At 73.2% G+C, this 15329-nt stretch carries 14 protein-coding genes and 1 pseudogene; 6 read left to right on the plus strand and 9 right to left on the minus strand.

Features of this window, described 5'->3' with window-relative positions:
* From OERS_RS19250 to OERS_RS19280, 7 genes are all read right to left on the minus strand, one after another.
* The coding region (locus OERS_RS19250) for an ATP-binding protein (protein ID WP_457920626.1) at positions 1-1771 on the minus strand (1771 nt) is incomplete at its 3' end.
* 241 nt (positions 1772-2012) lie between these two features.
* On the minus strand, positions 2013-2720 hold the full coding sequence (locus OERS_RS19255) for a Maf family protein (RefSeq protein ID WP_068627640.1): 708 nt from the start codon (positions 2718-2720) through the stop codon (positions 2013-2015).
* Positions 2717-4471, minus strand: coding sequence for a DUF885 domain-containing protein (locus OERS_RS19260; protein WP_139107953.1), 1755 nt, complete (start codon positions 4469-4471; stop codon positions 2717-2719). Before OERS_RS19260 ends, OERS_RS19255 begins: the two co-directional genes overlap by 4 nt.
* A gap of 10 nt (positions 4472-4481) precedes the next feature.
* The gene (locus tag OERS_RS19265; RefSeq protein WP_068627641.1) at positions 4482-5165 is read right to left on the minus strand and encodes a hypothetical protein; all 684 of its coding nucleotides are present in this window, start codon (positions 5163-5165) and stop codon (positions 4482-4484) included.
* Entirely contained in the window at positions 5162-5428 is a 267-nt protein-coding gene (locus OERS_RS19270; protein ID WP_056650394.1) for an acyl-CoA carboxylase epsilon subunit, read from the minus strand. The genes OERS_RS19265 and OERS_RS19270 overlap by 4 nt, the downstream gene beginning before the upstream one ends.
* Positions 5425-6099, minus strand: a complete 675-nt coding sequence (locus OERS_RS19275; protein ID WP_083201620.1) for a hypothetical protein — start codon at positions 6097-6099, stop codon at positions 5425-5427. Before OERS_RS19275 ends, OERS_RS19270 begins: the two co-directional genes overlap by 4 nt.
* Complete coding sequence (locus OERS_RS19280) at positions 6096-7715, minus strand: acyl-CoA carboxylase subunit beta (protein WP_068627642.1); 1620 nt, start codon at positions 7713-7715, stop codon at positions 6096-6098. The genes OERS_RS19275 and OERS_RS19280 overlap by 4 nt, the downstream gene beginning before the upstream one ends.
* A 160-nt stretch (positions 7716-7875) precedes the next feature.
* Here OERS_RS19280 and OERS_RS19285 point away from each other — a divergent pair, with 160 nt between their 5' ends.
* Together OERS_RS19285 and OERS_RS19290 are read left to right on the plus strand one after the other, a co-directional pair.
* The gene (locus OERS_RS19285) at positions 7876-8844 is read left to right on the plus strand and encodes a biotin--[acetyl-CoA-carboxylase] ligase (RefSeq protein ID WP_068627643.1); all 969 of its coding nucleotides are present in this window, start codon (positions 7876-7878) and stop codon (positions 8842-8844) included.
* A gap of 41 nt (positions 8845-8885) precedes the next feature.
* Positions 8886-9989 carry an adenylate/guanylate cyclase domain-containing protein gene (locus OERS_RS19290; RefSeq protein WP_231907807.1) on the plus strand — a complete coding sequence of 368 codons (1104 nt, stop codon included), beginning with the start codon at positions 8886-8888 and terminating at the stop codon, positions 9987-9989.
* 83 nt (positions 9990-10072) lie between these two features.
* Here OERS_RS19290 and OERS_RS19295 read toward each other — a convergent pair whose 3' ends face one another.
* Positions 10073-10816, minus strand: coding sequence for an SOS response-associated peptidase (locus OERS_RS19295; RefSeq protein WP_068627652.1), 744 nt, complete (start codon positions 10814-10816; stop codon positions 10073-10075).
* Positions 10817-10945: 129 nt separating this feature from the next.
* Between OERS_RS19295 and OERS_RS19300 the strand changes: the two genes are divergently transcribed.
* The 4 genes from OERS_RS19300 to OERS_RS19315 all read left to right on the plus strand — a co-directional run bounded on the left by OERS_RS19300 (position 10946) and on the right by OERS_RS19315 (position 14971).
* The gene (locus OERS_RS19300) at positions 10946-11323 is read left to right on the plus strand and encodes a PadR family transcriptional regulator (RefSeq protein WP_068627644.1); all 378 of its coding nucleotides are present in this window, start codon (positions 10946-10948) and stop codon (positions 11321-11323) included.
* Positions 11323-12150 (plus strand): hypothetical protein, encoded by an 828-nt coding sequence (locus OERS_RS19305; RefSeq protein WP_068627645.1) that lies wholly within the window; start codon positions 11323-11325, stop codon positions 12148-12150. The genes OERS_RS19300 and OERS_RS19305 overlap by 1 nt, the downstream gene beginning before the upstream one ends.
* Positions 12151-12274: 124 nt before the next feature.
* Entirely contained in the window at positions 12275-13567 is a 1293-nt protein-coding gene (locus OERS_RS19310) for a multidrug effflux MFS transporter (RefSeq protein ID WP_083201621.1), read from the plus strand.
* Between the two features lie 102 nt (positions 13568-13669).
* Positions 13670-14971: an LCP family protein gene (locus OERS_RS19315; protein ID WP_082849093.1), complete on the plus strand. Its 1302-nt coding sequence runs from the start codon at positions 13670-13672 to the stop codon at positions 14969-14971.
* Positions 14972-15031: 60 nt separating this feature from the next.
* Here the strand turns inward: OERS_RS19315 and OERS_RS19320 are convergent.
* Positions 15032-15329, minus strand: a pseudogene (locus OERS_RS19320) (hypothetical protein); the annotation flags it as partial.

A 15329-nucleotide genomic window follows, 5' to 3' on the forward strand; every position in this document is an offset into this window, starting at 1 on the left:
CGCCGACGCCCGCCGTCAGGCCCGTGATGCGCCCCGCACGGTGCGCGACGAGAGGCTGCTCCATCTTCATGGCCTCGAGGACCACGATGAGGTCGCCCTCGGCGACCACGGCACCCTCGGCCACGGCGACCTTGACGATCGTGCCCTGCATGGGCGAGGCCAGCGTGGTGCCGTTGCTCGAGCCCGCCTTGGCGGTCGAACGACGGGCGGGGCGGCGAGCCGCGTTGGCCGAGCGGGCGCGGCCCGCCGCCATGCCGAGGCCCGCGGGGAGCACGACCTCGAGGCGCTTGCCGCCGACCTCGACGACCACGCGCTCGGTCGCGGGGGCCTCGTCCTCCTCGGTGGGCGACTGGGCGGGCGTGGCCGGCGCGAGCTTGGTCAGCTCGTCGGCGAACGTGGTCTCGATCCAGCGCGTGTGCACGCGGAACGCCGAGCCGTCGGTCGGGACGAAGTCCTCGGAGTCGAGCACCGCGCGGTGGAACGGGACGACCGTCGGGATGCCCTCGACGACCATCTCGCGCAGCGTGCGCCGCGCCCGCTGGACGGCCTCGAGGCGCGTCGCACCGGTCACGATGACCTTGGCGATCATCGAGTCGAACGCGCCGGAGATGACGTCGCCCTCGCTCACGCCGCTGTCGACGCGTACGCCCGGGCCGCTGGGGAAGTGCAGGCGCGAGATGCGACCGGGCGCCGGCAGGAAGTTCGCGGCCGGGTCCTCGCCGTTGATGCGGAACTCGAGCGAGTGCCCCCGGGTGGCGACCTGGGTGTAGCCGAGCGGCTCGCCCGCCGCGATGCGCAGCTGCTCGCGCACCAGGTCGATGCCCGTGACCTCCTCGGAGACCGGGTGCTCGACCTGCAGGCGCGTGTTGACCTCGAGGAACGAGATGGTGCCGTCGGCGCCCACGAGGAACTCGCAGGTCCCGGCGCCGACGTACCCGGCCTCGCGCAGGATCGCCTCGGACGCCTTGTAGAGCTCGGCCTGCTGCTCGTCGGTCAGGAACGGCGCGGGGGCCTCCTCGACGAGCTTCTGGTGGCGGCGCTGGAGCGAGCAGTCGCGCGTCGAGACGACCACGACCGTGCCGTGCTCGTCGGCCAGGCACTGGGTCTCGACGTGGCGCGGGGTGTCCAGGTAGCGCTCGACGAAGCACTCGCCGCGACCGAACGCGGCCGTGGCCTCGCGGACCGCGGAGTCGAACAGCTCGTCGATCTCGTCGACCGTGCGGGCGACCTTGAGCCCGCGGCCGCCGCCGCCGAAGGCCGCCTTGATCGCGATGGGCAGGCCGTGCTCGGCGGCGAACGCGTGGACCTCGGTCGCGTCGGCGACGGGGTCCGGGGTGCCCGGGACCAGGGGAGCGCCGGCGCGGTGCGCGATGTGCCGGGCGCTCACCTTGTCGCCGAGCGCGTCGATCGCGGCGGGGGGTGGGCCGATCCAGACGAGGCCCGCGTCGATCACGGCCTGGGCGAACCCGGCGTTCTCGGCGAGGAAGCCGTAGCCCGGGTGCACAGCGTCGGCGCCCGCGCGGCGTGCGACGTCGAGCAGCTTGGCGACGTCGAGGTAGGTGTCGGCGGCGCGTGCGCCGTCGAGCGCGTACGCCTCGTCGGCGAGGCGGACGTGCAGGGCCTCGCGGTCGGAGTCCGCGTAGACGGCGACCGAAGCGATCGAGGCGTCGGCGCAGGCGCGGGCGATACGGACCGCGATCTCCCCGCGGTTGGCGATGAGAACCTTCGACAGTCGTCTGGGCAGGCTGGTCGCGGGGTTCGTTGAGTTCACGGGCACGGCTCACGGTAACGCGTCGGGCGCCCTCGGTTCACGCTCCGACCACCGGTACCGGACAAGATTGGAGATCAGGCCAAGGCGCACCGGGGTCGTTTGTAGGAACCCTCCATGGTCGGTGGGACGAACCGCCCCGGGGTCGGCCTGGGTTGTGCGGCCTCGACAAGCGACGGCCCGCTCGCTCCCCCGCGCCACGCCCGAGGGCGTGGCGCGGGGGAGCGGGCGGGCCGTCAGGGGTTCACGCCCAGAGGTCGGTCCAGGCCACGTCGATCTCGCCGAGCAGCTCGCGCACGAGCGGCAGGCTGATGCCGACCACGCCGTGGTGGTCGCCCTCGATGCTCTCGACGAACGCCCCGCCCAGCCCGTCGACCGTGAACGCGCCGGCGACCGCGAGGGGCTCGCCCGTCGCGACGTAGGCGGCGATCTCGGCGTCGGTCACGTCGGCGAAGTGGATCGTGGTCGAGCTGGTCGCGCCCAGCGTCGCCCCGCTGCCGCCGTCCTGCGGGTCGCGCAGGTCGACGAGCCAGTGCCCGGTGTGCAGCACGCCGGACCGGCCGCGCATCGCGCGCCACCGGGCGGTCGCCTCGTCGGCGTCCTTCGGCTTGCCGTACACCTCGCCCGCGAGCTCGAGCATCGAGTCGCAGCCGACCACGATCGGTGCGCTCTCCTCGTGCCCGACGGCGTCGCTCGCCTCGTCGCGCTCGCGCACCTCGCGCGTGATCACCTGGGCGACCTCCTCGGCCTTCGCCTGGGCGAGGACGAGCACCGCGTCGGCGGGGTCGAGCGCACCGAACCGTGCGGTCGCGGCGTCGAGGACCGCGTCCTCGTCGAGCCCCGAGACCCGGACCTCGGGCGTGACGCCCGCCGAGCGCAGGGTCGCGAGCCTGGCCGGGGACTGCGAGGCCAGGAGCAGGCGGGGTGCAGGGGGGCTGGTGGGCTCGCTCACCGCAGGGCCCCGCGCAGCACGTCGAGGCCGACCGAGCCGAGGTTCAGCGCGCGCTCGTGGAACGCCTTGACGTCGAACTCCTCGCCGCGGGCCTCCGCCGCCGCACGGGCCGCGTCGCGCGTCTGCTCCCACAGGCGCTGGCCGACCTTGTAGGACGGGGCCTGCCCCGGCCACCCGAGGTAGCGGTTGAGCTCGAAGCGCACGAACGACTCGTCCATGTTGACGTTGGCCTTGAGGAACTCCCAGGCCTTGTCCGCGTCCCAGCGCGGGTCCTCGGAGTCGCCGCGCCACTCCTCGGGGGCGTCGAGCCCCAGGTGCACACCGATGTCGAGCACGACGCGCGCGGCGCGCATGCGCTGGCCGTCGAGCATCCCGAGCCGGTCGCCCGGGTCGTCGAGGTAGCCCAGGTCGGCCATGAGGCGCTCGGCGTACAGAGCCCAGCCCTCGCCGTGGCCCGAGACCCAGCACGCGAGGCGGCGCCAGGAGTTGAGCGTGTCGCGCGCCGCGACGGCCTGGCCGCACTGCAGGTGGTGGCCCGGGACGCCCTCGTGGTAGACGGTCGTCTTCTCGCGCCACGTGTTGAACTCGGTGACGCCCGGGGGAACGGACCACCACATGCGCCCGGGGCGCGAGAAGTCGTCGCTCGGGGGCGTGTAGTAGATCCCGCCGGTCTGGGTCGGGGCGATCATGCACTCGAGGTCGAGGACCGGGGTGGGGATGTCGAAGTGCACGCCGTCGAGCGCCTGGATCGCGGCGTCGGACGTCTCCTGCATCCACGCGCGCAGCGCGTCGGTGCCGTCGAGCTTGCGGCTCGGGTCCGCGTCGAGGATCGCGACGGCCTCCTCGACCGTGGCGCCGGGCCCGGCGATCTGGGCGGCGACGGCCTCCTGCTCGGCGATGACGCGCGCGAGCTCCTCGAGTCCCCACCGGTAGGTCTCCTCGAGGTCGACCTCGGCGCCGAGGAAGTTGCGCGACGCGAGGGCGTAGCGCTCGCGCCCCACACCGTCGGCCGTGGGGGCCTGGGGTGCGAGCTCGTCCTCGAGGAAGGCGGCGAGCCTGCCGTAGGCGGCCACGGCGTCGGCGGCGCCGATCTCGAGCTCCTTGCGCACCAGGGAGCACGCGGCGGACTCGTCGAGGACCGCTGCGGCTTCCTCGCCACGGACGAACGTGACGAAGAACGACGTCTCGGGGTCCGCGAGCTCGCGGGCCTGCTTGACGCCCTCGCGGACCTGGCGGATCGCCGCGACGTTGCCGCGCGCGGCGCCGGCCCTGAGCGAGGCGATGTACCCGTCCATGGCGCCCGGGAGGGCGGCGAGCCGGGCCGCGACGTTCTCCCAGGCCTCGACCGTGCCCGTGGGCATCATGTCGAAGATGTCGCGCAGCTCCTGCAGCGGGGACGCGATGTTGTTGAGCAGCGAGAGGTCCTCGCCGGCCTCGTGGAGCTCGAGCGAGAGACCGATGCGCTCGCGCATCGCGGCGAGCGTGACGCGGTCGACGTCGTCGACGGGCTCGACGTCCGCGAGCTCGGCCAGCACGGCCCGGTCCGCGGCCGCGAGGGCCTCGTACCCGGCGGGCGACAGGTCGGTCATGCGGTGGTCGTAACCCGTGAGGCCCATGGCCGTGGCTGCGAGCGGGTTCAGGTCGGCGACCGTCAGCACGTACGCGTCGGCGATCGCGTCGATCGCCGAGGGCGTGCGGGGGGTCCGGGCGGTGGGGGTGCCGGGCTCGGCCGGCGAGGTGGGTGAGGTCACCCGGTAGAGGTTACTGCGTGGTACCCGTGTCGTCCGGATCGTCGACGCCGGTCCGCTCCGGGTGCATCGCCGCGAGCAGGTCGTCGGCCCAGGCGCGCTGGTAGCGCACGAGGACGACGCGTGGGCGTCCTTCCGTGCCCCGGGGGTACCAGACCGCGACGGGGTCGCCCGAGCGGGGGCCGTCCGTCCCGGCGGGGACTGGCACCGTGAACGGTGCCCGGACGGGGACGTGGTCGACCGAGAAGGTGAGCCGACCGCTCACGTGCGCGGCGCCGTCGGGCAGCTCGCGTGCGGATCCGGAGGGAACCTGGTCCGCCCCGGCCGTGACGTCGACGAGCACCGAGCCCGTGGTGCGCTCGGCCGCCGTGAGCAGGGCGTCGCGTGCGCGGGTCTCGCGCTGCGCGTCGCGGTCGTCGAGGTAGCGCGCGAGCGCGAGGACCGCGACGAGCAGGAGCAGGACGGTCAGGACGCCCAGCACGGCGGCCGGCAGGGGCCAGCCCTGCGACGGGGCGAGCTGCTGGTAGGCGACGAGCGCGACCGCCGGGACGGTCGGGACGATCCACGCCCACCGGCGCCAGCCGGTGCGGGCCGGGAGCGGCGGCAGGGCGGGCCCGCTGCCATCGGCCGTGAGCGGACGTTCGACGGCCCCGGGGCCGTCCGCGAGCTCGACCAGGACGGTCGTGGACTGGCTCATGACTGCAGGCTCCACCGCCAGGAGTCGGCGTTGTGCCGACCCGAGCGGCCGCCGAAGCTCTTGGCCGTCGCGCCCGCCCCGGTCCCGCGCAGACCGCGCGCACGGTTGGTCCACTCGGACAGGGGCGCCTCGTCGTCGGGCACGTGCGCGGCCGCCGCGGCCGCGGCGAGGCCGGCGACGAGCGCCGCGACCTCGAGGTCGTCGGGAGCGCCGCGCACCACGCGCAGCGAACGTCCCGACGACGCCTCCGGGGTCCCGCTCACAGGTTGCCGTCCGTCGGGTCGTCCGCCGCGTCCCCGTACCCCTCGAAGTCGGCGGCCTCGCCGCGCGACGCGGCCCACTCGGGGATGTCGAAGCCGGCCTCGGCGAGGGCCGCGACGACCTGCTCGCCCGCGTTGTCGAGGAAGTCGATGACCGAGTCGAGCGAGGCGTCGGGCGTCGAGCCCGGCCCCACGACGAAGCCCAGGTAGAAGGGCTCGGCGACCTCAGGGGCCGGGGGTGCGTCCGCGTCGGCGCCCGCGCCGAGCTCCTCGTCCGAGGCCCACACGAGCGACGTGAGGTCCGGGTGCATGCCGAGCGAACCGTGCAGCGCGTCGTAGACCTGGGCGTTGAGCGTGCTGATGCGCGCCTCGAGAGCCAGGACGCGCGGGTCCTCGTCGGCCTCGGACGCGCCGAACTCGGAGCGCACGCCGACCGCGGTGCCGATGTAGTCGTGCAGGGCCGCGGCCAGGGCGTCGACCGCGGCGTGCAGCGGCGCCTGGTCGACCGGGCCGAGCGGCTCGGCGCCGTGCGACACGCTGTCGTGACCGTTGTCCGGGTGGTCGTGGCCCTCGTGGCCCTCGTGGCCCTCGTGGCTGTCGCTCGTGTGCTCGTCGGGCATGTCGTCCTCGCGGTTCGTCTCGTGGTTCGCGTCGTCGTGCGGTGCTGAGGTCACAGCGGGATGTTCCCGTGCTTCTTGGGGGGCAGGCTCGCACGCTTGGTGCGCAGCGCGCGCAGCGCGCGCACGACCTGCACGCGGGTCTCCGACGGACGGATCACCGCGTCGACGTAGCCGCGCTCGGCCGCGTCCCAGGGGTTCACGATGGCCTCCTCGTACTCCCCGACCAGGCGGGCCCGCTCGGCGTCGACGTCCAGCCCCGCGTCCGCCGCGGCCTTGAGGGTGCCGCGCTGGAGGATGTTGACCGCGCCGCCCGCGCCCATGACGGCGATCTGGGCCGTGGGCCACGCGAGGTTGACGTCCGCGCCGAGCTGCTTGGAGCCCATGACGATGTACGCGCCACCGTACGCCTTGCGGGTGATGAGCGTGACGAGCGGGACCGTGGCCTCGGCGTACGCGTAGATGAGCTTGGCGCCGCGACGGATGATGCCCTGGTGCTCCTGGTCGACGCCCGGCAGGAAGCCCGGGACGTCCACGAGGGTCAGGACGGGGATGTTGAACGCGTCGCACGTGCGCACGAACCGCGCGGCCTTCTCGGCCGCGTCGATGTCGAGCGTCCCGGCCATCGCGAGGGGCTGGTTGGCCACGACGCCGACCGACTGGCCCTCGACGTGCCCGAACCCGATCAGCACGTTCTTCGCGAACAGCGGCTGGACCTCGAGGAAGTCGCCGTCGTCCAGGACGTGCTCGATCACGGTGCGCATGTCGTACGGCTGCGAGTCCGAGTCGGGCACCAGGGTGTCGAGCTCGAGGTCCTCGTCCGTGACCTCGAGCTCGGTGTCCTCGGGCGGGAAGCCGGGGGCGTCCGAGAGGTTGTTCTGCGGCAGGTAGCCGATGAGGTGGCGCACGTAGTCGATCGCGTCGTCCTCGTCGGTGCCCATGTAGTGCGCGACGCCCGAGCGCTCGTTGTGGGTGCGCGCCCCGCCGAGCTCCTCGAAGCCCACGTCCTCGCCCGTGACCGCACGGATCACGTCGGGGCCCGTGATGAACATGTTCGACGTCTGGTCGGCCATGACGATGAAGTCGGTCAGGGCGGGGGAGTACACGGCCCCGCCCGCGCTCGGGCCGAGGATGAGCGAGATCTGCGGGATGACGCCCGAGGCCGCGACGTTGCGGCGGAAGATCTCCGCGAACTGCGTCAGGGCCGCGACGCCCTCCTGGATGCGTGCGCCGCCGCCGTCGGAGATCCCGATGAGCGGTACGCCCGTGCGCAGCGCCAGGTCCTGGACCTTGGTGATCTTCTGGCCGTGCACCTCGCCCAGGCTCCCGCCGAAGACCGTGAAGTCCTGCGAGTAGATGCACACCTGACGGCCGTCGACCGTCCCGTGCCCCACGACCACGCCGTCGCCCGCGAGCCGCTTCTTCTCGAGCCCGAAGTTGGTCGAGCGGTGCTTGGCGAACGCGTCGAGCTCGACGAAGCTGCCCTCGTCGAGCAGGGCCTCGATGCGCTCGCGGGCCGTCTTCTTGTTCCGGGCGTGCTGCTTGGCGCGAGCCGTCTCCTCGGGCGCGACGGACGCCTCGGCGCGCCGACGGTCGAGGTCGGCGAGCTTCGCTGCGGTGCCGATGAGCTGACCGGTGGGGGCCGGGGTGGTGCCGGCGACAGGTTCGTTCACGCAGACGAGCCTAGTTGGTGGGTGGGACCAAGCGGGTGCGGGGGATCGCACCGGCGTCCGCGTCGGCGTTGGAGGGTTCCCACAATCCGTTGCGAGGCGGTGCCCGTCGTCGTGCGGGTGGTGCTGCCGTCACCCGGGCGCGTCCGTGCATGATGGGGGCATGACGACTGCCGACCGCCCCGCGCTGCGCCCCGACTTCCTGCGGGACCTGCTCGTGGTCCCGCACGGCCCGCTCGAGCGTCTCGAGGTCGTCGAGGAGTCCGTCTCGACCAACACCGAGCTGGCCGCGGCCGTGGCTGCGGACCCGCAGGCGTGGCCTGCGCCCGCGCTGCTCGTGGCCGAGCACCAGGTCGGTGGACGGGGACGTGCGGGGCGCACCTGGGAGACGCCCGCGCGGACCGCGCTGACGGGCTCGCTCCTGGTCCGGCCCGACGTGCCGCGCGAGAGCCTGAGCTGGCTGCCGCTGCTCGCGGGCCTCGCGACGGTCCGGTGCCTGCGCGCGACCGCGGGCGTCGAGGCCGTGGTCAAGTGGCCCAACGACGTGCTCGTCCCGGGGCCGGGCGCCGCTGCCGGTGGCGAGGCCGCGGAGGAGATCGAGGGCTGGGGGACGTACCGCAAGGTCGCGGGCATCCTGTGCGAGCTCCTGCCCGACGGCGGAGCGATCGTGGGCGTCGGGCTCAACGTCCTGCAGGGCGAGGGCGAGCTTCCGGTCGCCTCGGCCACGTCGCTCGCCCTGGCGGGAGCGGCCACGACCGACCGCGAGGTCCTGCTCACCGCGCTCGAGGAGTCGTTCGCGCTGACGCTCGGTCGGTGGCAGGACGCGGGCGGCGACGCCGAGGTCGCGGGCCTCGTCGCGGAGTGCGTCGAGGTCAGCGGCACGATCGGCGCGCAGGTGCGTGTCGATCTCACGGGCGGGGGACAGGTCACGGGCGAGGCCGACGGGTTCGGCCCCGACGGTTCGTTGCTCGTCCGCGGCGACGACGGGACGGTCCGTTCGCTGCACAGCGGCGACGTGCACCACCTGCGCCTGGGCTCGGGATCCGCGGCCGGCTCGGGGACCTCCTCGGTGACCGGCGGGACGGCCTCCTCGGGGCCTGTCGGCGGTCCCGTCGGTGCTCCCGCCGGGTGAGCGGGCCGAGGCGCACGGCCGCGCTGAACTAGGATCTGTCTGTGACGCACGACATCCCTGAGGCAGCCGAAGAGACCACCGAGACGACGAAGGCAGCCGAGGAGAGTCGAGCGGACGGCCCTGGTGTCCTCGAGCGGGCGACGGTCGAGGCAGACGTCGACGCGGCCCTCCTGGGTGGGCCCCGTGCCCTCACGGTCGAGGGGCTCGCGGAGCGGGCCGGGCTCACGGAGAAGCAGGTGCGTTCGTACTGGCAGGCGCTCGGGCTCCCGATCACCGAGGAGCAGGAGCAGATGTTCACCGAGGACGACGCGGTCGCCCTCGAGCAGATCTACTCGGTCGCCGAGCGCGAGCAGTTCGACGACCGGTCGCTGACGACCCTCATCCGGTCGATGGGCCACACGACCGAACGGCTCGTGCTCTGGCAGGTCGAGGCGCTCGTCGAGCACATGACCAAGCGGTTCGACCTCGACGACACGAGCGCCCGGCTGCTCGTGCTCGACCGCCTCCCGGACCTCGCGCCCGTGCTGGAGACCCAGCTGAGCCACGCCTGGCGCCGCCAGCTCGCGGCCGTCGCCGCGCGGTTCACGGTCGAGTTCTCCGACGCGCGCGCGGGCGACGTCACGGATTCCCAGGCGCTGCCGCTCCCGCGGGCCGTCGGGTTCGCCGACATCGTGTCGTTCACCAAGCGGACGGCGGGTCTGGGGTCGAGCGAGCTCGCCGAGTTCGTCCAGCTCTTCGAGACCCGGGCGCGCGACGTCATCACCGCCGCGGGCGGTCGGGTCGTCAAGACCATCGGCGACGCGGTCCTGTACGTCGCCGACGACGTCGCGACGGGTGCCAAGGTCGCGCTCGGTCTCGCCGAGGAGGCCGAGCGGGCCGGCGAGGGGGTCGAGGTCCCGCCCGTCCGGGTCAGCCTCGTCTGGGGCAGGGTGCTCTCGCGGTTCGGTGACGTGTTCGGCCCGTCGGTCAACCTCGCGTCGCGGCTCACCGAGATCGCCGAGCCGGCGACCGTGCTGATCGACCGCGAGACGGCCGCGCTCCTGTCGCGGGACTCGCGGTTCGCGCTGACGGCCCAGCCCGAGCGCGAGGTCCATGGCCTCGGGGTGATCGAGCCCGTGCGCCTCCAGTGGGCGTACAAGGGCTGACCGCCCTTCGGCATCGCGGCGCGGATCGGTGACGGTCCGCGTCCCAGTGCACGCCCGTGGTCGCCGGAACGCCGCCCCGGGTCTCAGACCGCGAGGACCAGCTCGGGCCCGTTGTTGGCGACGCTGTTGACCAGCGGTGCGACCTCCTGCGCCGTCATGCGTACCTCGGGGGCGACGAGCAGACCGGCAGCCTCGTCCTTGCCGACCGCAGGATCGAGCCACGCGTCCCACAGGTCAGGGGCGAGCGTCAGCGGCATGCGGTCGTGGATCGACGCGAGCGCCGGCGCGGCGGCGGTCGTCACGACGGTCGTCGACACGAGCCAGCGGTCCGGGTCGTCGTCGGCCTTGGCGCGGTCGCGCCAGAACTCGTAGAGCCCCGCGAACGCGGCGACCGCGGACCCCTCGGGGTGGATGAAGAAGGGCTGCTTGGAGACCTTGGGCTTGCGGGCGGTCGATCCCGGAGCCGGGGGAGTCTCGATGCGGCGCCACTCGTAGTACCCGTCGGCGGGCACCAGGCAGCGGCGGGCCGCGAACGGCTTGGCGAACGCGGGCTTGTCCAGCAGCGACTCCGCGCGGGCGTTGATCATCCGGGCTCCGACGCCCGGGTCCTTGGCCCAGCTCGGCACGAGTCCCCACCGGGCCACCCGCAGGGAGCGGCGGACCTCGCCCGTGTCCCTGGCCGCGCGTTCGACCACGATCCGCACGGGGTCGGTCGGGGCGACGTTCCAGGAGGGCGGCAGGAGGCGCGCGTCGTCGGCGAGGTCGGCGATCGCGAACTCGTCGGCCAGGTCCTGGGCGTCCCGGAAGGAGGCATAGCGTCCGCACATGTCTCCCAGGATGCCTCGCGCCACCCACGCTGCGCTCGGCCGCCGTGTCGTCGGCGGGGCGAGCGGCGCCGTCGGGCATGGTGACCCAACTAGATTGACAGCCTGACTAGTTCGCGACACTATCTAGTCATGTCCGAGAACACCTGGCCCAGCGAGTGGCTGCGCGGCGTCCTCGACGTCTGCGTGTTGCGCATCCTCGCCGACGGCCCCACCTACGGGTACGCGATCGCCGCGCGTCTCGCCGACGCCGGGCTCGGCGCGATCAAGGGCGGCACGCTCTACCCGCTGCTGGGGCGCCTCGAGACCGGTGGGCTCGTGACCGTCGAGTGGCGGGCCGGCGACGGCGGACCCGGGCGCAAGTACTACGACCTGACCCCGGCGGGCTGCGCCGAGCTCGCACAGCGCGCCGCGCTGTGGGACGCGTTCGTGCAGACCACCCATGACCTTGTCGTCGGACCGGACCGCACCGAGCCCGCCGACCGACCAGCACAGACCGAGGAGACCTGATGTCCCGCACCCCTCAGACATCCCCCCTGCGCGAGAGGCGCAGAGCCGCGCGCTACGAGATCGAGCGAAGCCTGGCGCCTCACGTCGAGGAGGAGTGGGCCGAGGGCTTCGTGATCGAGCTGCGCCTGCTCGACGTGCCCGGGGACGTGCTCGGGGCGGCTCTCACAGAGGTCGAGTCCCACTGCGCCGAGAGCGGCGAGAAGGCGTCCGAGGTGTTCGGGGACCCGGTGGCCTACGCGCGCAGCCTCGACCTGCCCGTGCAGCCCGCAGGGCGGTGGGACATGGTGACGGTCCTGGGGCCCGTGGGGAGTCAGGTCCTCGGGATGCTGGTGCTCGGGTGGGGAGGTGGCGCCGCCGTCGACGCGTGGCGCACGGGTGCGGCGGGCGCGACCGTCGGCCTCACGGTCGGGATGCTGCTCATGGTCGTGGCGCTCGGCGTCGTGCTCCTGCTCTTCGCGCGACACAGCTCGACGGTGCTGCGGCACATCCTCGACCGGCCGGTGGTCTCCTGGCTCGTCCTCACGCTGCTGACGGGATCGCTCGGGGTCTGTGCCGTCCTGCTGGACAGCGAGGTCCTCGTCCTCCCGGCGGTGCCGGTTGCGACCGCGGGGGCGCTGGTCCTCGTCGCGGGCACGGTCTGGAGCGTCGTCCAGGTCCGCCAGGGTGCCCTCGACGACCCCGTCGTCTCGCCGCTGCCGGTCGCGGGAGAGGGGGCTGGGGAAGCGGCAGACCGAGGTGCACGGGGCGTCTCGTCCCTGATCACCTGGACCGTCCCGCTCCTCGCGCTCGCCCCCCTCGGTGCGGCCTGGCTCTTCGCGGGACCCTAGGCGTCCAGTACCCGCTGGGGCGTCCGGCCGGGACGCCGCGCTCGCCCCGCGCCACGGAGCCGCGAGGGCTACCGCCTCGTGGCGGTGGCTCGGGGCAATCATCGAATCGTTATGATTGGCTCCCATGAGCACCCCACCGGCAGGACCTGCCTCCGCCCCGACGGCGCCGCCCATCGACGCCGGACGCAGCACCGTCGGCACCCCGGCCCGCAGGTCCGGCCGCTCCACGGTCAAGTGGGTCCTCCTCCTCGGTGCGCTCGCGACGCTCCCGGCCTTCACGGTCGACATGTACCTGCCGCTCCTGCCCGACGTCGCCACCGACCTTGACGCGAGCCCTGCGCTCGCGCAGCTCACCCTGGCCGGGATGCTCGTCGGCGGCGCCCTGGGACAGCTGGTGATCGGACCGCTCTCCGACCGGTACGGACGCCGTGCGCCCGTGATCATCGGGCTCGCGCTGCACGTCGTCACCTCGATCCTGTGCGCGGTCGTGCCCGGGATCGGGTGGCTCATCACGCTGCGCGTGCTCCAGGGCTTCTTCAACGCCTCGGCCCAGGTCGTCTCGATCGCCGTGATCCGCGACCGGTTCACAGGGTCGGACGCGGCCCGCATCCTGTCGCGCCTCATGCTCGTGATCGGGCTCGCGCCCCTCCTCGCGCCCACGTTCGGCTCGCTGATCGCCTCGCACGGGACGTGGCGCTGGGTCTTCTGGGTCCTCGCGGTGCTCGGCGTGATCCTGGCCCTGATCGTGCTGCGCTTCATGCCCGAGACGCTCGAGACCGAGCGGCGCCAGACCGGCGGGATCGGCAGCGTCTTCCGTGGCTACGGGACCCTGCTGCGCGACCGCCACTTCCTGGCCCTGGCCGTGCTGCCCGGGCTCGGCATGGCCGTCCTCATGAGCTACGTCGTCGGCTCCCCGTTCGTGCTGCAGGAGGGCTACGGCCTGACGCACGGGCAGTTCGCGGCGCTCTTCGCCGTGAACGGGATCGGGCTCGTGATCTCCGCCCAGGTCAACGCCTCGCTGGTGCGCCGGGTCGCGCCCATCCGGATCCTGCGCACGGCCCTCGTCCTGCAGTCGGTGTTCGCCGTGGGGCTGCTCGTCGTGGCGCTCACCGGGGCGGGCGGGCTGATCGGTCTCCTCGCGGCGCTCTGGCTCACGCTCGCGCTCCAGGGGCTCATCCCGGCCAACGCGTCAGCGCTCGCGCTCACGCGGCACGGCGAGAGGGCCGGCACGGCAGCGGCAGTCATCGGGGCGTTCCAGGCCGGTGTCGCAGGCCTCGTGAGCCCCCTCGTGGGCGTCCTCGGGGGAGACGAGGTGGCCATGAGCGCGGTCATGCTCGGCGCCGTGGTGGCGTCCCTGCTGGTGCTCGGTCTGGCCACCCCGGCCTTCCGCAAGGGCGGCTGGCACCTGCCGACCTGACGGGTCGCGGGGCCGCCGTACGCCCTCACGTCGACGGGACACTTCACACTTCCTTTGCACGACACGAATGCCGCACCCTTCTGGTGCCTCTAGGCTCTTCCCATGCCCAGCCCGAAGACCGCCTCGAAGAGCGGCCCTCATCACGCGCGCTCCCTGCGCTCGCACAAGGCCCTTCGCATCGTCGGAATGGTCGCCACGGGGAGCCTGGTCTTCGCCGGCACGGCCGCGACCGCGATGTACGTCGACTTCCAGAGCGCGGTGACCGTGAGCGACGTCTCGGGGCTCGTCAAGGGACCTTCCACCCCTGAGCCCCCAGCCGACCCGAACGACCCGTACGCGGGTCAGGCTCTCAACATCCTCGTCATGGGTACCGACTACCGCGACGAGGAGAACGCAGAGCTCGCGGGTGCCGAGGAGGGCATGCGTTCCGACACGACGTTCGTGGTGCACGTCTCCGGGGACCGCACGCGCATGGAGGTCGTCTCCATCCCGCGCGACTCGCTCGTCGACATCCCGTCGTGCAACCTCTCGGACGGCGGCACCACCCGCAAGCAGAACGACGCGATGTTCAACTCGGCGTTCGAGATCGGGTCCGGCGGGGTCGATGACATGGTGGGCGCTGCGGCATGCACGATCACGACGGTCCAGGAGCTGACCGGGCTGACGATCACCGACCACGTCGTGGTCAAGATGACCGGGGTCATCGGCGTCGTCGACGCGCTCGGAGGGGTGCGGATGTGCTTCTCCGAGCCGGTCGTCGGTGGACCGCACTCGCGCGACCTCAACATCGCCGCGGGAGAGCAGGTCCTCGACGGGCGGACCTCCATCAGCTTCCTGCGGGCGCGCAAGGGCACGGGCATGGGGCTCGAGATGGGGAGCGACCTGGCTCGGATCGCCCGGCAGCAGGCCTTCCTGGACTCGATGATGCGTGAGCTCCTGTCCAAGAACATCATCACCGACACCCCGCAGCTCTACGCCCTCATCAAGGCTGTGCTCTCCTCGATCAGCGCGAACCCCGAGCTCGCGGGCCTCGACTCGCTCGCCGGTCTGGCCTTCTCGCTCAAGGATCTCGACATGAACGAGATCGTCTTCACCGAGCTGCCGGTCGTCGAGGCACCCACGGACAAGAACCGCGTCGTGTGGACCAAGGACGCCCAGGCGATCTGGGACCGCATGGCCGCCGACGAGCCGCCGCCCGGGCACGAGACCCCCGCCCCCACCGACGTGGTGCCGGACACCGGCGCGGTCCAGGGCACGGACCCCGCGGCCGGTACGGACCCGGCGGCCGGTACAAACCCGGCAGCGGGGACCGATCCCGGAGCTGGTACCGGGGCGGGCACTGGCGAGGTCGCGCCTCCGGTCGCGCCCCCGGTGGTCGAGGAGCGGCTACCGGGCGTCTGCTGACGTCCCGTACGACGCGAGCCGGACGCTCGGAGCGTACGCGCGCGTCGTCAGGCCTCGCGTCTAGCGGCCTTCACGCATTGCGCCGAGGCGCCCGATCGCGTCGCGGAGCACGTCCTCCCGCTTGACGAACGTGAAGCGGACCCGCGAGGCCAGGGAGCGCGCCGTCGTCGGGCCGTGCGACTCGTCAACCGGCGCTCCTGGCGCGCGGCAGAACGCGCTCACGGGCACGCCCACGACGCCCGCGAGGCCCGGGAGCCGGCGGCACAGCTCGACGCCGTCGTCGAAGCCCAGCGGGGCGCCGTCCGCGACCACGAAGTACGTCCCGCGCGGTACGACGACCTCGAACCCGGCCGCCACG

This window comes from Oerskovia enterophila (assembly GCF_001692445.1).
GTDB classification, from domain to species: Bacteria; Actinomycetota; Actinomycetes; order Actinomycetales; family Cellulomonadaceae; genus Oerskovia; species Oerskovia enterophila.